This window comes from Pseudomonadota bacterium, assembly GCA_013285465.1.
Lineage (GTDB): Bacteria > Pseudomonadota > Alphaproteobacteria > Micavibrionales > CSBR16-224 > CSBR16-224.
Genome location: CP053449.1, coordinates 465,388 through 484,258 on the forward strand (window position 1 = coordinate 465,388; position 18,871 = coordinate 484,258).

At 51.3% G+C, this 18,871-nt stretch carries 16 protein-coding genes; 6 read left to right on the top strand and 10 right to left on the bottom strand.

The genetic code is table 11. The features are described from left to right. Window positions 1-13: 13 nt before the first annotated feature. Window positions 14-2,422, bottom strand: coding sequence for a phosphoenolpyruvate--protein phosphotransferase (ptsP, locus tag HND56_02330; GenBank protein ID QKK04593.1), 2,409 nt, complete (start codon window positions 2,420-2,422; stop codon window positions 14-16). After that, the gene (locus HND56_02335; GenBank protein ID QKK04594.1) at window positions 2,409-3,653 is read right to left on the bottom strand and encodes an aspartate kinase; all 1,245 of its coding nucleotides are present in this window, start codon (window positions 3,651-3,653) and stop codon (window positions 2,409-2,411) included. The genes ptsP and HND56_02335 overlap by 14 nt, the downstream gene beginning before the upstream one ends. Before the next feature lie 130 nt (window positions 3,654-3,783). Between HND56_02335 and HND56_02340 the strand changes: the two genes are divergently transcribed. The 6 genes from HND56_02340 (at window position 3,784) to HND56_02365 (ending at window position 12,240) form a co-directional block, all read left to right on the top strand. Next, window positions 3,784-5,073, top strand: a complete 1,290-nt coding sequence (locus tag HND56_02340) for an adenylosuccinate synthase (protein QKK04595.1) — start codon at window positions 3,784-3,786, stop codon at window positions 5,071-5,073. Window positions 5,074-5,124: 51 nt separating this feature from the next. Further along, window positions 5,125-6,213, top strand: coding sequence for a TRAP transporter substrate-binding protein (locus tag HND56_02345; protein ID QKK06525.1), 1,089 nt, complete (start codon window positions 5,125-5,127; stop codon window positions 6,211-6,213). Between the two features lie 319 nt (window positions 6,214-6,532). Then, complete coding sequence (dnaK, locus tag HND56_02350) at window positions 6,533-8,464, top strand: molecular chaperone DnaK (GenBank protein ID QKK04596.1); 1,932 nt, start codon at window positions 6,533-6,535, stop codon at window positions 8,462-8,464. A gap of 139 nt (window positions 8,465-8,603) precedes the next feature. Continuing rightward, the gene (gene cysD / locus HND56_02355) at window positions 8,604-9,494 is read left to right on the top strand and encodes a sulfate adenylyltransferase subunit CysD (protein ID QKK04597.1); all 891 of its coding nucleotides are present in this window, start codon (window positions 8,604-8,606) and stop codon (window positions 9,492-9,494) included. Then, the gene (cysN, locus tag HND56_02360; GenBank protein ID QKK04598.1) at window positions 9,494-11,419 is read left to right on the top strand and encodes a sulfate adenylyltransferase subunit CysN; all 1,926 of its coding nucleotides are present in this window, start codon (window positions 9,494-9,496) and stop codon (window positions 11,417-11,419) included. The genes cysD and cysN overlap by 1 nt, the downstream gene beginning before the upstream one ends. 2 nt (window positions 11,420-11,421) lie before the next feature. Beyond that, complete coding sequence (locus HND56_02365) at window positions 11,422-12,240, top strand: hypothetical protein (GenBank protein ID QKK04599.1); 819 nt, start codon at window positions 11,422-11,424, stop codon at window positions 12,238-12,240. 33 nt (window positions 12,241-12,273) lie between these two features. On the opposite strand, the gene HND56_02370 is transcribed toward HND56_02365, so the two are convergent. Genes HND56_02370 through rfbF form a run of 8 tightly spaced genes read right to left on the bottom strand, consistent with a single transcriptional unit; the run spans window position 12,274 to window position 18,870 of the window. Next, window positions 12,274-13,053, bottom strand: a complete 780-nt coding sequence (locus HND56_02370; protein QKK04600.1) for a methyltransferase — start codon at window positions 13,051-13,053, stop codon at window positions 12,274-12,276. Continuing rightward, a complete protein-coding gene (locus HND56_02375) occupies window positions 13,050-13,814 on the bottom strand; it encodes a cephalosporin hydroxylase (protein ID QKK06526.1) in 765 nt (254 codons plus the stop codon). The genes HND56_02370 and HND56_02375 overlap by 4 nt, the downstream gene beginning before the upstream one ends. Beyond that, the gene (locus HND56_02380) at window positions 13,777-14,625 is read right to left on the bottom strand and encodes an NAD(P)-dependent oxidoreductase (protein ID QKK04601.1); all 849 of its coding nucleotides are present in this window, start codon (window positions 14,623-14,625) and stop codon (window positions 13,777-13,779) included. Before HND56_02380 ends, HND56_02375 begins: the two co-directional genes overlap by 38 nt. Continuing rightward, window positions 14,622-15,113: an acyltransferase gene (locus HND56_02385; protein QKK04602.1), complete on the bottom strand. Its 492-nt coding sequence runs from the start codon at window positions 15,111-15,113 to the stop codon at window positions 14,622-14,624. The genes HND56_02380 and HND56_02385 overlap by 4 nt, the downstream gene beginning before the upstream one ends. Continuing rightward, entirely contained in the window at window positions 15,110-16,336 is a 1,227-nt protein-coding gene (locus HND56_02390) for a methyltransferase domain-containing protein (GenBank protein QKK04603.1), read from the bottom strand. Before HND56_02390 ends, HND56_02385 begins: the two co-directional genes overlap by 4 nt. 20 nt (window positions 16,337-16,356) lie before the next feature. Next, window positions 16,357-16,923, bottom strand: a complete 567-nt coding sequence (gene rfbC / locus HND56_02395) for a dTDP-4-dehydrorhamnose 3,5-epimerase (protein ID QKK04604.1) — start codon at window positions 16,921-16,923, stop codon at window positions 16,357-16,359. 22 nt (window positions 16,924-16,945) lie between these two features. Next, window positions 16,946-18,055, bottom strand: coding sequence for a CDP-glucose 4,6-dehydratase (gene rfbG / locus HND56_02400; GenBank protein ID QKK06527.1), 1,110 nt, complete (start codon window positions 18,053-18,055; stop codon window positions 16,946-16,948). A gap of 41 nt (window positions 18,056-18,096) precedes the next feature. Then, on the bottom strand, window positions 18,097-18,870 hold the full coding sequence (gene rfbF / locus HND56_02405; protein QKK04605.1) for a glucose-1-phosphate cytidylyltransferase: 774 nt from the start codon (window positions 18,868-18,870) through the stop codon (window positions 18,097-18,099). Window position 18,871 lies beyond the last annotated feature (1 nt).

Consider the following 18,871-nt stretch of genomic DNA (forward strand, 5'->3'; position numbering starts at 1 on the left):
TTGTCTTTGCCGCTTATACTGTGCTGATTCCGTGATCCTGCGCGAAAGCGTGCAGTTCGACCCGCAGACTGTGTTCCTCCGTCTGCATCAGCTTTTCTATATAAGGCTTTAGCAAGGTAATATCAAGGCTGCCGCACATGTTGTGCATCAACGGGATGCGCGCGCCGGGCATGGATAGCCGCGTATAGCCCAGGGCAATCAGCGCGGCGGCTTCCAGCGGCTGTGCGGCGGCTTCGCCGCAGACCGAAAGCTCCGTCCCGTGTTTTTTGCAGCTATCGGCAACATGTTTCATGATGCGCAGCATCGGCGGTGATAAAAATTCATAACGGCCATGCATCAGGGCACTGCCGCGGTCGGCGGCGAAAATATATTGCATCAGGTCATTGGTGCCGACGGAAATAAAATCGACCTCGCGGCAGAGCGCATCCATTTGCCACAGCAGTGACGGCACTTCCAGCATGACACCGAATTTGACATTTTCCGGCACATCGCGTCCTTTGGCGGCAAGCCGTTCTTTGGTCGCGCGGAGGATCGTTTTGACATGACGGATTTCTTCAACCTCCGTCACCAGCGGCAGCATAATATGCAGCGGTATTTTGTAATTGCCTGCCGCTTGCAGAAAGGCGCTGAATTGCGTCCGCAGAATGGCGGGGCGGTCGATGCCAATCCGTACGGCACGCCAGCCCAGTGCGGGGTTCTCCTCTGTCGGTGCTTCGAAATAGGGCAGGGGTTTGTCGCCGCCGATATCCAGCGTACGGAAAAAGACAGGTTTTTCCGCGCCCGCCTGATCGAGAACCTTGCGGTACATTTCCGTCTGTTTGGCGACGCTGGGATAACGCGTCCAGCCCATAAAGGTCAGTTCGGTGCGGAACAGCCCGATCCCCGCTGCGCCGTAATCATGCATCAGCGCGACCTCGGAGGGCAGGCCCGCATTCATATAAAGAGATATTTTGGTGCCGTCACGGGTGGTGCAATCAGCATTGCCTTGCCGTCCGCTCAGACTTAAATGGCGTTCGCGCTGACGGATTTGCGCTTTCTTGCGTTTATACAGGCGCAGCGTATGCGCCTCTGGCAGCACGAAAGCAACGGATTGGTCGGAATCAATAATAATGCGGTCGCCCGGATTAACATGCCGCATTGCGCCCGCGCATTGTCCCAGAATGGGGATATCCATCGTGCCGGCGATAATGGCGATATGGCTGGAAATGCTGCCGGTTTCAAGAATGATACCTTTGATCGTTTCCAGCGCATATTCCATGAGCCCCGACACACCCAGATTATGAGCGACCAGAATGATCTCATCGGTGTTGGCTGTCTCGGTATCGATATTATCCAGCGCCAGCCGCAATTTGTCGGACAGGTCATTGATATCGGAAAAACGGTCGCGGATATAAGGGTCGGCGACTTTCGCCAGTGTGAAATAGGTTTTTTGCCGTGCAAATTCGACCGCTGCCGGAGCGGACAGGCCGAAAGTGATGCCCTGGCGGATCTGCTCAATCCACATCGGATCCTGTAACAGCAGCTGGTGCATACGCAGGCAGTCCACCGCCTCCTGTGACAGATGGGCGCGTTGCAGAGTCAGAACCTGCTCGTTCTTGGCGATCAGCTTGGCGATGGCATCATCCAGCGCGTTATATTCATGTTTCTTGCTTTTGGCGGCATAGGTTGTGATCTCATGCGGCGCACCATGCAGCACGGCCTGACCGATGGCAATGCCGCCGCCAAAACCGGTACCGGTTATATGGGTCGAACGCGGTGTGTAATTCAAAGGCGTTTTACTGACATCACGGCGGTAGGAGGCGGTGTTTTTCCGCCGCCGCTTGATCTGCGGCGCAAGGCTTTCATGCAGTTTTCGTTGTGCCGTTTCCGATAAAAGATGTCCCGCCGTCTGATGCCGCATCAGAGATGACAACCCGACGGCCAGTACATGCAGCTTGTTGATGCGCTCATCCGTCATGTCATCGGTTTTACGCGTATAACAGACAAAGCCGCCCTGCACATCCATCTTGTGGTCAAAAACCGGCAGAGCCAGAAAAGCGCCTTCTTTCGTGCGCAACGGAATATCGCCGAATTTGCCGGAAACCAGCAACGGCGCTTTGTCACGCACCAGCACATTCAACACGGCAAAACCGTCATTGATGCGTTTGTCTTCATAACGCTTGCTGCGTACCCTGCCGTTGATATAAAGGGGTCTGCGGTCTGTCGGTGTCAGGTAACACAGAAAATCCATGTCGGGAAAACAGAGCCCCGTATCTTTCAGCAGTGCCAGAAAGGCGTCCTGAAAACTGCTATCCTGCTCTTTTGAAACATCCTGATAAGCTGTGCGCAAATTGTCGATGCGCTTCAGCAGCATGAGAAGCGTCATACGGCGCTTTTTTGCGGGCGTATTTCCGCTTGCCGCAGTTTTTTTACGCGGCATCATCCAGCCCATAGGCCGTATGCAGCGCACGCAAGGCCAGCTCGGCATATTCCTCGCCGATCAAGACGCTGACCTTGATTTCCGATGTGGAAATGACATGGATGTTGATGCCTTTATCGGCAAGGGTCTGGAACATCTGCTGTGCGACACCGGCATGGCTGCGCATGCCGATACCGACAATGGATATTTTGGCGACATCGCTGCTGTGCTCCATTTCGCAACCTTCCAGCCCTTCATTCTTGATGGATTTGTTAAAGATGCTGATGGTGCGTTCCAGATCGGCACGCGGTACGGTAAAAGTCAGATCCGTCATACGGGTATCGGCGGCGATATTCTGGACAATCATATCGACATTGACGCTGGCCTCGGCCAGCGGCCCGAAGATTTTTGCTGCGACGCCCGGCGTATCGGGCAGTTTCCGCAAGGTAATTTTCGCATCGTCGCGGCTGCATGTGATGCCGCTGATAAGAGCTTTTTCCATTAATTCATCCTCACTGACAAGTAGGGTTCCTTTTAAATCGCTGCCGACGGCATCTGCAAAGCTGGACAGCACCTGCACGCAGACATTTTCCTTCATCGCCATTTCGACCGAGCGCGTCTGTAACACTTTTGCGCCGACCGAGGCCATTTCCAGCATTTCCTCATAACATATCTGTTTCAGCTTTTTCGCCTTTGGCACAATGCCGGGGTCGCAGGTATAAACGCCTTTGACATCGGTATAAATATCGCAACGGTCTGCGCCGACGGCTGCGGCCAGAGCCACAGCGGAGGTGTCCGAACCGCCGCGCCCTAATGTCGTGATACGGCCTTCGGGCGAAATGCCCTGAAATCCGGCGACAACGGCGACGGCATTGCCGGCGAATTGTTTTTTGAATTTTTCGGTGTCGATATCTTCAATCCGTGCCTTGGCATGGGAACGGTCGGTTAAAATAGGGATTTGCCAGCCCTGCCACGAGCGGGCATTGATACCGCGTTTCTGCAAGGCCATCGCCAGCAGTCCTGATGTGACCTGTTCACCCGAGGACACAACGGCATCATATTCGCGCGCATCATGCAGCGGGCTGATTTCCTGACAATAGGAGACAAGCTGGTTTGTCACGCCCGCCATGGCGGAGACGACAACGGCGGCGCTATGCCCTGCGCGAACTTCCGCCGCGACTTTATTGGCGACATTCTCAATCGCCTCAATCGTGGCGACCGATGTTCCGCCGAATTTCATGACCAAAAGCGCCATTTGATCGCCCTTCCGCTTTTCTTTCTTCAAATTGTTTATAGCATTTTCACAAAGACATTGGAAACGCTACCTTAATCGAATAGAGTAGATTCGGCTTCTAAAAAAACACCAGCATGAAGGAAGGTTTGTCATGGGAAATGTCGTCGTCGTTGGCTCGCAATGGGGAGATGAGGGCAAAGGCAAAATCGTTGACTGGCTGGCAAGCCGCGCCGATGTGGTTGTGCGCTTTCAGGGCGGGCATAATGCCGGTCACACGCTGGTGATTGATGATGTGACCTATAAGCTGCATTTGCTTCCCTCGGGCATTGTCCGCAAAAATACACATTCCGTCATCGGTAACGGCGTTGTGCTGGACCCCTGGGCATTACTTGAGGAAATTGCCGCCGTCGGCAAACAGGGCGTAAAAGTCACACCCGATAATTTGTCGATTGCCGCGAATGTGCCGCTCATTCTGCCGCTGCATGGAGAGCTTGACCGCATTACCGAAGAGGCGCGCGGACGTAATAAAATCGGCACGACCGGACGCGGTATCGGCCCGGCCTATGAGGATAAAATAGGCCGCCGCGCCATTCGTCTTTGTGATCTGGCGGATGCCAAGGCGCTTTCAGGAAAAATCGAACGTCTGCTGGTACATCATAATGCGCTGCGCCGCGGTTTTGGCGTTGCCGAAACCGATGAATCGGCCCTGGTGCAGAAATTGCTGGATATTGCGCCGAAAGTTCTCCCTTTTGCCAAACCGGTCTGGAAAATGCTGGCCGATGCACAGGCCGCCCGCAAACAAATTCTGTTCGAAGGGGCACAAGGGATGATGCTGGATATCGATCACGGCACTTATCCTTATGTGACCTCATCGAATATCGTGGCGGCGCAGGCGGCAACGGGCAGCGGCTTTTCGAGCGAACATCTCGATTTCGTTCTCGGCATTACCAAAGCCTATACGACGCGCGTCGGTGAAGGGCCGTTTCCGACCGAGCTGAGCGATGATACGGGCGAGGAGCTGGGGCGTCGCGGACATGAATTCGGTACAACAACGGGACGCAAACGCCGTTGCGGCTGGTTTGATGCCGTACAGGTGCGTCAGGCTGTGATGACAGGCGGTATCAACGGCATGGCTTTGACCAAGCTGGATGTGCTGGATAGTTTCGCGGAGATCAAAATCTGCACGGGTTACGAATATAAAGGTGAAAAACTTGATTATCTTCCCGCCGCCGCCGAAATACAGGCGAGTGTGACACCCGTCTATGAAGTCATGGAAGGCTGGAAGGGCGAAACCAAAGGCGCAAAAAGCTGGGCGGAATTGCCTGCCGCCGCCGTCAAATATGTCCGCCGTCTGGAAGAGTTGGTCGGTATTCCCGTGACAGTCCTGTCAACAGGCCCGGAACGGGATGAAACGATTTTGGTCGCCGATCCTTTCGCCTGATACATATATTATATATGTCCTGAAAAACAGGAGATGATGACGATGAGCCTTCTGAAACGCCGTTCCTTTCTGAAAAAAGCCGCACTTGCCGGTATCGCCGCCCCTGTTGCGGCGGCGTCAAGCTTTCCGGCACCGGCAATTGCCAAAGATAAACTGCGCTGGAGCATGACGACGACATGGCCGAAGAACTTCCCCGGTCTCGGCACGGCGGCAAACCGTCTGGCACAGGAAATCACTCGCGCCTCTGACGACCGTCTGGAAATTCGCGTCTATGGTGCGGGCGAGATTGTACCGGCCTTTGACGCAATGGATGCGGTGTCAAACGGCACCGTGGAAATGGGGCATGGCGCGCCCTATTACTGGAAGGGCAAAGCCCCTGCCGCACAGTTTCTGGCCAGCATCCCTTTTGGACTGACGGCACAGGAGCAGAATGCCTGGCTTGATTTTGGCGGCGGACAGGAGCTGGCGGACGAGATTTATGCTGGAATGGGCTGCAAGTTTTTTGCCGCAGGCAATACCGGCGTGCAGATGGCGGGATGGTATAACCGCGAGATCAACAGCATTGCCGATTTTCAAGGGTTGAAAATCCGTCTACCCGGTCTGGGCGGTGAAGTGTTAAAGGCGCTGGGGGCAACCGTGGTCAATCTGCCGGGCGGGGAATTACTGCCTGCCATTCAGTCCGGCACGATTGACGCCATTGAATGGGTCGGCCCTTATAATGATGTCTCTTTCGGGCTACACCGCGCGGCAAAATACTATTATGCACCCGGCTGGCATGAACCGGCGACGATTCTGGACAGTTTTATTAATCTGAAGGCATGGCAGGCTTTGCCTGCGGATTTGCAGGCTATTGTTGAAAATGCCGCCCGCGCGGCGAATCAGTATGTTTTGAACGAATTAATGGCCAGGAATGCTGAATTTCTGCGGATTTTGCAGGAAAAGCACAAGATTGTGCCGCGGCAACTATCTCCCGAGATTCTGAAAAACATCAGAAAAGCGGCGGAAAAGGTCGTCGGGGAGCTTGCTGCGCAAGATGCTGTCAGTAAAAGACTTTATGACAGCGTATCCGCCTTTCAGGCCATGGCGGCACCATGGAGCGCACTCTCCGAAACGGCCTATCTGACGGCGCGCGGCGCGTAGAGCCCCTGATATATGGGGGCTCTAGGCGGTTTCCTGTTGAAAATCCCTTTACAAGCGGCGGGCGGTATTATATGACTGCAGGATCACCGCGAATTGTATTTATTCGGAAAAACGCAAAATTATGGAATTTTCCGGTTGACAAAATTTCCGTGTTATGGTAATTCTTAACCATACGACGGAATACGACATATGCGAAAAAATGCTCAGCAATGATGCTGTGCGGATTTTTTTTACAAAAAACGGCATATGCCCGCGTAAAAAACGGAAAACGGATTTGAAACAGATTATAAAGACTGAAAAGTAAGAAAGGGGAATACTGATGGGTAAGGTCATCGGGATCGATTTGGGAACAACGAACTCCTGTCTCTCTGTGTTAGAGGGTGGTTCATACAAGATTTTGGAAAACCAGGAGGGCGAACGCACGACCCCTTCTATTGTCGCGTTTACAAAAGACGGCGAATGCCTTGTCGGTGACCCGGCAAAGCGTCAGGCGGTTACCAACGCACAGAACACGCTTTATGCGATTAAACGTTTGATCGGTCGTCGTTTTGACGACGAGAAAACGAAAGAGCTGCAAAGCAAAGTCCCTTATAAAATTGTGGAAGCCGATAACGGCGATGCATGGGTCGAAATCGACGGCAAGAAAATGTCGCCGTCCGAGGTTAGCGCCCGTATCCTGCAAAAACTGAAAAAAGCCGCAGAAGACTATCTTGGTGAAGAAGTCACGGATGCCGTTATTACGGTTCCGGCTTATTTTGACGATAGTCAGCGTCAGGCAACGAAAGATGCCGGTACGATTGCCGGTCTGAACGTCCTTCGTGTCGTGAACGAGCCGACGGCTGCCGCACTTGCCTATGGTCTGAAAAAATCCGGCGACAGCAAAGTCGTTGTTTATGACCTTGGCGGTGGTACATTTGACGTTTCCATTCTGGAACTCACCGAAGACGAAGGCGAGCAGACCTTTAGCGTTCTCTCCACAAATGGTGACACCTTCCTGGGTGGTGAAGATTTTGACAACCGCATCATCGACCATTTGGCCGAAGAATTTGCCAAAAGCAATGACGGCATGGATCTGAAGAAAGACCAGCTGGCACTGCAACGTCTGAAAGAAGCTGCGGAAGATGCCAAGAAAAAACTGTCCACGGGACAAAGCTATCAGGTCAATATTCCGTACATTACGGCTGATGCAAGCGGACCGAAACACCTTGATGTCACGATTACGCGTTCGACGCTGGAAAATCTCGTCGGCGATTTGATCGAAAAATCAATCGGCCCGTGCAAACAGGCGCTGGCGGATGCCGGTCTGACGATGAATGATATCGACGAAGTCATTCTGGTCGGCGGTATGACCCGTATGCCGAAAGTCCGCGAGACGGTGAAAAACTTCTTCGGTAAAGAACCGAATAAGAGTGTGAACCCCGATGAAGTGGTTTCCGCAGGTGCGGCACTGCAAGGCGGTATCATCTCCGGTCATATCGATAACGCACTTCTGGTTGATGTCACGCCGCTGAATATCGGTGTTGAAGTTGAAGGCGGCTTGATGGATGTCCTGATTAAGGCGAACTCGCCGATGCCGTGTGAAGGCAAGGATATTTATACAACGGCCAAAGACAATCAGATGGATGTTGAAGTTCAACTGTTCCAGGGTAACCGCGCACAGGCGAAAGACAACCGCCCGCTGGGAACCTTCTGTCTTGAACTGCCGCCCGGCACGAAAAAAGGCGAGCCGGAAATTGAACTGACGGCCCGTATCGATGCCAACGGTATTCTGAATGTTTCCGCGATGGATAAATCCACGGGACAGAAAGCCGATATCACGATTAAAGCCAATAGCGGCCTGTCCGAAGACCAGATCGAGGCAATGCAGCAAGACGCGGAAGCCAATGCTGCGAAAGATAAGGAAGTCCTTGAGAAAGCTGAATTCAGCAACAAAATCGAGGCGGCCCTGAACGTGATCGATAAGGTCAAAACCAAAGAATATTATACGGAAGCAAAAGAAGATTTGCAGAAAGGCTTTAATGAGGCCGCAGAAAAACTGCAAACCGTCAAAGGCTCCGATAATGTTAAGGAACTGAAAGAAGCCTATACGGCCTTCCAGGAAAAACTGGAAGAGCTCGGCAAAGCCTTCACGGCCGCAAAACAGGCCGAGCAGGCAGCAAAAACGGGCAAAGACACGGCAGCACCCGCAGCAAATGCTGATGAAGCCGAGAAAAAAGCACCGAAAACGGGTGGCGGTGCAACCCCGAAATAAGTTGTTTCAATCCGTTTGGAACTCTAATAAAGGCGGGCAGATAGAAATATCTGCCCGTTTTTTTTATTAATTTAAGGTTGAAAAAAAAAATCTTTTTGTTAAAATTCCTTATTTGTTAATTTTTTAAAAATATTTTTTTATGGCTTGCCAATCCCTTGAATCTGAAAGCATTTACATCCTTCGTGAGGTTGTAGCCCGGTGTGAAAATCCCGTGATGATGTACTCGATCGGTAAGGATAGTGCCGTCATGTTACATCTGGCGATGAAGGCATTTTATCCTGCAAAACCGCCATTCCCGCTGTTACATGTCGATACGACATGGAAGTTTCGCGAGATGATCTCTTTTCGGGATCGCGTGGCGGCAGTAAGCGGTATGGAGCTGATTGTGCATGTCAATGAAGACGGTGTACGGCAGAATATCTCTCCCTTAAACGGAAATAGCAGTCTTTATACCGATATTATGAAGACGGAAGGGTTAAAGCAGGCGCTGAATAAATATGGCTTTGACGCGGCGATCTGCGGTAGCCGTCGTGATGAGGAAAAGTCGCGTGCCAAGGAGCGTATTTTTTCATTTCGTGATACGCATCACCATTGGGATCCTAAAAATCAACGTCCCGAATTGTGGGATGTCTATAATACACGCAAGCAGAAAGGCGAAAGTATTCGGGTTTTTCCACTATCAAATTGGACAGAGCTGGATGTCTGGCAATATATAAAAGACGAAGGCATTGATGTTGTGCCGCTGTATTTTGCGAAGAAACGTCCCATCGTTGAACGTGATGGAGCATTGATCATGGCGGATGACAAGCGTCTTCCGCTCTTGCCGGGAGAAAAGCCGCAGATGCGCTGTGTGCGCTTTCGTACGCTGGGTTGTTATCCTTTGACGGGGGCGGTGGAATCCGATGCAGACACACTTGAAAAAATTATCGACGAGATGTGCGTTGCGACAACATCGGAACGTCAAGGGCGTCTGATTGACCATGACAGCTCAGCATCTATGGAGAAAAAGAAACGCGAGGGATATTTCTGATGCAGGGACGACAAACACAGGTGGTGAAGCCATCCTTTAAGCATAAAAAGCAATTGCAGATGGCAACTGCTTCTGCACAGGACGTTCTGCGTTTCATTATCTGCGGCTCTGTTGATGACGGCAAATCAACCTTGATAGGACGCCTTTTATATGAATCGAAAAAGATTTTCGATGATCAGCTTTATGCGCTGGAAAATGATTCGAAGCGATTTGGAACGACAGGAGAAAAGATAGATTTCGCTCTGTTGGTCGACGGGCTTGCTGCAGAGAGAGAGCAGGGCATTACGATTGATGTAGCTTACCGTTATTTTTCGACTGAGAAACGGAAATTTATCGTTGCAGATACCCCCGGCCATGAACAATACACACGCAATATGGCCACTGGTGCCTCTACAGCAGAACTGGCAGTTGTTATTGTCGATGCCCGTAAAGGTGTGTTGGAGCAAACGCGTCGACACAGCATGATCGTCTCCATGATGGGAATTCGGAATGTTATTCTGGCCGTTAACAAGATGGATATGATGGAATATGATGAGGCTGTTTTCCACAATATTGTACAAGATTATATGCATTCTGCCGCATCTCTTGGAATAGAAAATGTCACGGCAATACCTATTTCAGCACTTCAAGGCGATAATGTCACAAAGCTTTCCCCAAAAATGCCCTGGTATGGCGCGTATGTGTTGCTGGAGGCGCTGGAGAATGCGGAAATACGAAAAGATGTAAAAGATGCCCCATTCCGTATGGCTGTGCAATGGGTAAATAGACCTCATTCAGATTTCCGCGGATATGCCGGAAGAATTGCATCCGGGGCAGCTTATCCGGGAATGTCGGTAAAGATCATGCCATCGGGGCGGCAGACGACAGTCACGCGTATTGTGACGTATGACGGTGATTTACCCGAAGCTGTGGCGGGACAATCCATCACTCTAAAATTGGCAGATGAGGTCGATATCTCGCGCGGCGATGTGTTATGCTCTGCAGAAAATCCGGTTCCTGTCGCGGATCAATTTGAAACAAAACTGGTCTGGTTTTCTGACAGGCCGATGGTTTCCAGCCGCCAATACATATTGCAGGCGGGGACGGCATCACTTTTTTGCACACCGAGCAAGCCAAAATATATCTACGACATGGAAACGTTTGAATGCAAAGCGGGAAAAACACTCGCCATGAATGATATTGGTATTTGCGAAATCGCGCTGGATCGCCCGCTGGTCTTTGAACCTTATCAGGACAACCATGTTCTGGGCTCTTTTATTCTGATTGACCGCATGACCAATGAAACCGTAGCGGCAGGTATGATTAATCATTCACTACGGCGTGCAACTAATGTGCATATGCATGCATCAAACGTCAATAAATCCTCACGCAGCCTCGTAAAAGGACAACAACCTTGCGTATTGTGGATGACAGGCTTATCCGGTTCGGGAAAATCGACAATTGCCAATATCGTTGAGGCGAAACTGACGGCGATGGGGCGGCATACGATGCTGCTGGACGGTGATAATCTGCGCCATGGGCTGAACCGTGATTTGGGTTTCACCGATCAGGACCGGGCCGAAAATATACGCCGTGTTGCTGAAGTCAGTAAGTTGATGACGGAGGCAGGTCTCATTGTTCTGGCTGCTTTTATTTCCCCCTTCCGCGCAGAGCGTGATATGGCGCGGCAGCTGATCGGTACGGAAGAGTTTATCGAAATTTTTGTCGATACACCACTGGCTGTCGCTGAACAACGCGATGTAAAAGGCTTATATAAAAAAGCGCGTGCCGGTGAAATTCCTAATTTTACAGGCATAGGAAGTCCTTATGAGCCGCCTGAAAAACCGACGATTCATTTGCAGACAGAAGAGAGTGATGCCGAACATCTGGCGGAACATGTTATTTCTTTCATGGAAGAACGAGGCTTCCTTGGAGATGAGGGGTGAATATGACAGGAGCAGATTTACCAGCCTACAGCTTTCCGCTTTATAGCTTTAACAGGCTGTGGTTTAACACGACAACTTTGCGCCGCCGTAATTTTGACGGGCAAATTGTCAGTACACATCAGTCCGGCAGTCATTGGCTGAAATATATGCTTTCGCATGTTTTGGCGATGGCATTTGATCTGCCGCCACCGGAACATATTCAAGATGATAAAATTATTGGGCATCCAAAGTCCCCGACCAGATATAAAAATGTGCCATGTATTGTGCATTCCCATTCCATACCGCATGGATTTCTTAAAAACGGTATTGCTGATAAATTTCTGCGGTTTCCGCGTTACCTTGTTTTGTTACGTGATCCGCGCGAATCTCTGATTTCCCATTACGAACGTTTTAAAGGCGATTATGGGAATGTTGATTTTACGACTTACCTGCACGGCGACCCGCGCGGAAAGAAATTTTATAGTGACTTGTGGACGCGTCTTTGTTTTATGAATGCATGGGGCGATATTCTTCGCTCCCAACCGCAACGCAGTCTGCTTTTAACCTATGAAGGGATGGAAAAAGATACGGAAGGTAATCTGCGCCGCACCTGCAGTTTTTTCTTTCCCAATTTAGATGTGCAAGATGATGTTATTCGGCGCACATTAGAGTTGTCAACGCGAGATAAAATGGCAAAGAACCCGAATAAGGCCGTGACGACAACAGTGATACGCAAAAACAAAAAACCGCTTGCGGAGTATTTTACGCCTGAGAATGAGGAATTTTTCCGTGCGGCATGTCGCAAATTTCTGCGCCATGATTTTGGCTATGATTTAAAGTAAAGCACAAGGCAGATAGAAATATCTGCCCGTTTTTTATTTGATAAGAATACCTTGCCCTGTCGGAAGCGTGGCGATGCTGCGCCCTTGTGCGGCTGCGAAATTATCCCACATTTCCTGCTGCGGACGGTAAGCGGCAAAACCGTAATCATCTAATAATATAACAGCACCTGTTGATAGTTTTGGCCAAAGAATATCTATACAGGCTTTCTCGTAATCCGCATTATTCAGGTCAATGGAAAGATAGGCGATTTTTTGAATATCGGCCTGTGCAAGTGTTTCCGGTAACATGCCTTGTATCATGCGCACATGCGGGAAGGGCGCAAAGGATTCCGTTACGGCTTCGAAGACACCATCGCGGTGGTAATAACTCTTGTTATTGCCATCAGCGACTTTTCTTTCTGCTTCGGAAACGCCGTCAACAGGAACACCTGACCATGTATCAAAAAGCCAGAAATTTCTGTCGGTGTTCTCGAACCCGAAATAGCGGCAGATCATCATTGATAGCAGACCGGTGAAAACGCCGCATTCGACGAAATCTCCCTCAAGCCGTAAACCGTTTTGCGCCGCCCAGATTGCCGTATGGGCACGCCAGCGGACATCGGGTGCTTTCAGACCCGTTGTCGCGAGATGGCGTGCAGCGGTGTAGTCCCAAGCCTGTTTAAATTTGGGGTCTTCCATAAACTGTAAAGATTTTCCCTTGGTGCCGAAACCGTCACCGCGGTAGTCACAGGACATACGGTAAGGAAGTTTGCACAGGCCGAGTTTGTGTAAAACAGACTTATTCTTTACATATGTGTTTGCGGGGGGGATCATTTGACCCTCTTTAAATAACCATTCGGCGCAACGGAAATCATCAATTTGTTATCCATTTTCTGATCAATCTCAAATTCGGGATGGGATTTCAGATATTCCCAGACCGCAGTTTTCGGATTATCGCCGGGGCTCCACGGGCGGTCGGGCCACATATCGGCGGGCAGGTCTTCGACAATCGTGTCAAAAACAATGCAATAGCTGCCGACACTGGTCAGCGGCGCATAGGCTTCCAGCTCCGCCATCACATGTTCATGCGTATGGTTGGAATCCAGAATAACCAGAACCTTCTTCTTGCCCTTGGTGGCATCATGCACCTGATCAATAATCTCCTGCGAGGTACTGGAGCCTTCCAGCATGGTAATGCGTTTTGCCATCGGATGGTTTTCAATGGCATCACGGTTATGGGCGCGGATATCAATATCAATCGCCAACACGCCGGCATCAGCGGGGCCGCCGCAGGCCGCATTCAGTTCCAGCATCGCTGCGGAAAAAATGATAGAGCCGCCATGAGCGATGCCTGCCTCGATAATCAAATCCGGCTGTACGTCCCAGATAATTTCATGCAGGGCAATCATATCAACCGGGGTCTGGATAATCGGACGCCCCATGAAAGAGAAATTATACATGTATTTCTTTTCAAAAGCGGTACGCAGCCAGTCGCCGGACAGTTTCTTCCATGCGTCGTCATTGCCGTAACTTTCGATCAAAGCCGATTTCTCTTCTTCAAACGCCACGATCGGATTGTTTGCAGCCTGTGTCATCATTCTCTTCCTTTGTCAGTAAAAACGGTAAGTCATCTTGTATTAAACGGGGTGAAAAATCAAATTCATTTGCAATGCGCGCAATGTCGATTTTCGGAAAGGCACGGGGCGGCGGGGCGGTTTCGGCAAAGCCGATATCATATCCCAGCGCATGGATGGCATCAGCCAGCATATCGCAACGCGTTTGTGTGCCGCTGGCGACATTGTAAATTTTCTGTTTGCCGGAGAGTGCGATTTTTTCCAGCAAGGGTACGACATCATCTATGGAGACGTAATCTTTTGATGATGCCGGATTGTCAAGGATTGTCGCTGTGCCCGTTTCTTTCAGGTCTGTTGTCAGTGATCCCAGAAAAGTATGCGGACTTTGCCCGATGCCGTAAACATTGGACAGACGGGCGACCCGCATGGCGGGATGATCGATGGTCAGGCACAGGGATTCACCGAGCAGCTTGCTGTAATCATACAGCGCATCTGCGGAAGGCTTTGCCGGAAGCATGCTCTCCTCGGAAGCAGTATCCTCAACGTCAAGCCCGCCATAAACGCGCGTGCTTGAAAGATAAAGCCATGAGTCAAAAACCGTGTTTTGCAGCAACGCCGATAAAACGCCGACATGAGCTTCAATCGTGTCAAAGGGCTGCTGCCGGAAATTACCCGTCAGGCCGATACAGTAAATAACATGGCCGAGATTTTTTCCGTGCAGTGTGGACGTGTCGCGGGACGGCGCGGCAACATCATGCCCTTGCGCCTGCAGATGCGCCGTTAAGTGGCGGCCGACAAAACCGCTGGCTCCCAAAACCGTGAAAGAGGTCATTTTCTCTGTCCGATCATTTTCAAGGGATTGCCTGCATTGATGCTATAGGCCGGAATTTCACCGCGCACCAATGACATGGCACCGATGACGCAGCCTTTGCGCAGAATTGTACCGTCCAGCAGAATACAGCCTGCGCCGATCCAGACATCATCTTCAATGATAATGCCGCCTTTGCTGGGTTTGAAACGCTGTTCGCGGATCGGACGGTCTTTTTCCTCATAAGCATGATTGACCGGCGCAAAGACGCAATTGGCGGCAATCGCCACATCATCGCCGATGGTAATGCCGTTGCCGGAATAAAACACACAGCCGGAATTGATATAACTGCGCGCGCCGATAATGACATCGCCGTTGCCGCCGACCGGTTTGATTTTGACAAAGCTGTCGACCATGCTGTCATCGCCGATGACGATGCGCGTGCCGCGTGTGCTGTCTTCAATATCGGCCTGTGCGGAAACGCGTGCCGTCGGAGAAATTTCGATGCTCATGCCGCCTCCAGTTCCGGTACGGCGGTCACAAATTGACCGTCCCAGCTGCGGATATAAGCCAGTTGTTCGGCAATTTCCGTACGCAGATTCCACGGCAGAATAATCACGAAATCCGGCTTTCTCTCTTCAATTGCTGCGGGCGGCAGGATCGGAATACGGCTGCCCGGCAGAAATTTACCCTGCTTGGCGGGGTTCATATCGACCACGAAGGGCAGCAGATCAGGACGGATACCTGCGTAATTCAGCAAAGTATTGCCTTTTGCCGCCGCGCCATAACCGGCAACGGTTTTGCCCTCACGTTTGGCGAAAAGCAGAAATTCCAGAAAGTCGTTTTTGATTTTATCGGCCTTGTCCTGAAATCCGGCATAGTAAGCGGCTGTTTGCATTCCGGCGGCTTTTTCCCGCGCTAGCAATGCGCTGACACTGTCCTGAACCTTATGTGCTTCCGTATCGGCGCGGCAGGCATAGACGCGCAGACTGCCGCCATGGGTCGGCAATTCCTCGACATCAAAAACCGTCAATCCGTTTGCGGCAAAAATATGACTGACCGCCGTCAGCGACAGATAGGAATAATGTTCGTGATAAATCGTATCAAACTGGCCATGTGTGACCAGCTGCATCAGATGCGGAAATTCAAAACTGGCCACGCCGGAGGGTTTCAAAAGAAGAGAAAAGCCGCGCACGAAATCATTGATATCCGGCACATGCGCCAGCACGTTATTGGCGGCGGTCAGATCAGCCTGTTTACCTTCCGCGGCAAGGCGCTCCGCCAGTGCCACACCAAAAAATTCTTCCAGCGTATCGATGCCTTTCTCGCGGGAGGCGGCGGCCGTGCTTTTCGTCGGCTCGATCCCCAGACAGGGAATGCCGCGTTCCTGCACATATTGCAGCAGATAACCGTCATTGGAAGCGATTTCAACGATATGGCTTGCATCCGTCAGACCGAAACGCGCCTGCATTTTTTCAACAAAATTCTCGGCATGGGCCAGCCATGATTTGGAAAAAGAGCTGAAATAGGCGTAATCCTCGGAAAACAGCTCATCAGCATCGGCGTAATCTTCCGTCTGCACCAGCCAGCAATGTTCGCAGACCAGAATATGCAGCGGATACCATTTCTCCGGTTTTTTCAGATCATCTTTGCCAAGATAAGCGTTGGAGGGCGGCGCACTGCCAAGATCAATAAAGCTGGTGGCAAGCGGTGTCTGGCAATGGCGGCATTTCATAGGCGTTTTATCCTCGGATTTTATAAGTCGATTCCGGCAAATTCGCGATCCGCCAGCATTTTATGCGCCTCGTCGCGTGCTGACAAGCCCTTGGGCGGTAGCGGCCAGTCGATGGCCAATACCGGATCGGCGATATTTAACGCGTCTTCGGCTTCGGGTTCGTAATTGCCGGTATGCAGATAGATCAGTTCGCAATCATCTTCTAGCGTTTGAAAACCATGGGCGAAACCTTCGGGAATAACCAGCGCGTTCTTTTTTTCAGGCGACAGTTCCACGCCGTACCATTTCAGATAGGATGGCGATTGCGGGCGCAGATCAACGGCAACATCGAATACACGCCCTGCCGTGCAGGAAATAATCCGTGTTTCGGCATAGGGCGGATGCTGAAAATGTAAGCCGCGCACCGTGCCTTTCTTGCGTGACAGCGAATGGTTGATTTGCACGATCGGGCGTGTCAGGCCGATCTTTTTGAAATCATTAGCGGAAAAAAGCTTGGCGAAAACGCCGCGCTCATCGGAAAAATCATTCCGGACAATTTGCCACAAGCCGCTGATCGGAGTGGTGTGAAAGGAAAACCGTTCGCCCATTTTGCCGCACCTTAATTATTGTTTATGCGATTTGCTGTTTTTGTTTTTGGCCGCCCGTTGTCGTGGCTTCTTCGCCGCAATAATCTGCGATTTGCGCCAGAGAAATATCCCGCATGATGCTGTTCCCTTCAACGGCGGTCTTATACCATTGGACGGTGTTTTTCAGTACCTCCATGATCGGCCAGTTCGACTCCCAATCAAGATGTGTGCGTGCAAGGCTGGAATCAAGGCGCAGCAGGGCGGTCTCTTTCGGATCGTCGGGGTTCGGTTTAAAGACGGCCTCGGCTTTATCCCCCCACATCTGCGCCATATGACCGGCAACGAAACCCACGGTTTCCTCCGACGACGTATCCGGTGCAAAATTCCATGCACGGGAAAATTCTTCCGGTTTGCGCCATTGCGCTTCGGCCAGCATTAGGTAGCCTGTCAGCACATCCAGAACATGCTGCCACGGGCGCACGGCATCGGGTTTGCGCAGCTCCAGCGGCTTTCCGGTTGAAAAGGCGCGGATGGCATCGGGGATCAGACGGTCTTCCGACCAGTCGCCGCCGCCGATAACATTCCCCGCCCGCGCCGAGGCGATGCTTTTGCCTTGTCCTTCCAGAAAGGAGCGGCGGTAGCTGGAAATCACGATCTCGGCGCAGCCTTTACTGGCACTGTAAGGGTCATAACCGCCCAGCATATCCGTCTCACGGTAAGGGTGCGGCCAGTGCTGGTCTTCATAAACCTTGTCGGTCGTAATCATTGTGGCAACGCGGACACTGTCCGTCAGACGGATGGCTTCCAGTACATTAACCGTGCCCATCGTATTGACGGCGAAAGTATAAGGTGCATCTTTGTAGGAAACGCGGACAATCGGTTGTGCCGCGAGATGAAAAACGATTTCAGGCTGAATACCGGTGACGATTTTGCTGACGTCATCACCGTCGCGGATATCTCTGCGGTGATCGCTTGCTAGGTAATCTTTGACGCCTGCCAGCGTAAAATGATTGGGCTCGGAGAGCGGATCAAGCGCAATACCGTGAACCTCCGCCCCCATCGCGCTCAGCCATAAAGCAAGCCAGCTGCCTTTAAATCCGGTATGTCCGGTGACCAGTACGCGTTTTCCCGCCCAGAATTTTTTATCGGGCATCACGCGCGGCTTTGCTGTTGCTGTGCTGTTTGTCATTGTCATCAATCCCATGTTTTCCAAGGCGCTTTGCCGGCATCCCAAAGATCTTCCAGCATATTCTTTTCACGCAGCGTATCCATCGGCTGCCAAAACCCTTCATGTTTAAAGGCCTGCAGCTCACCTGCTTCGGCAATCTGCTGCAAGGGCTTCACCTCCCAATGTGAGCTGTCGCCGTCAATGTAATCGATGACTTTCGGTGACAGGATAAAAAATCCGCCATTAATCCATCCGCCTTGCCCTTTTGGCTTTTCAGTAAAACCGTTGACGGCATCGCCGTCCATTTTTAAAGCGCCGTAGCGTCCCGGCGGCTGTACGGCCAGAATGGTTGCCAGTTTGCCATGCGCCTTGTGAAAGGCGATCTCCGCCGTGATATCGACATCGGACACGCCGTCACCATAGGTAAAGCAGAAGGCGTCCTCGTCTTTCAGGTAATCTTTGACACGTTTCAGCCGTCCGCCCGTCATGCTTTCATCGCCGGTATCAACCAGCGTCACACGCCAGTTTTCAGCCTTTTTGCGGTGGACTTCCATTTCGCCGGTCGCGGTATGAAAGGTCACATCGGACATATGCAGGAAGTAATTGGCGAAATATTCCTTGATCAGATAACCCTTATAGCCGCAGCAGATCACAAAATCATTAATGCCGTGGGTGGAATACAGCTTCATAATATGCCACAAAATCGGACGTCCGCCGATTTCGACCATCGGCTTGGGTTTCAGTGTCGTTTCTTCCGAAAGACGTGTGCCGAGGCCTCCTGCCAGAATGACTGCTTTCATG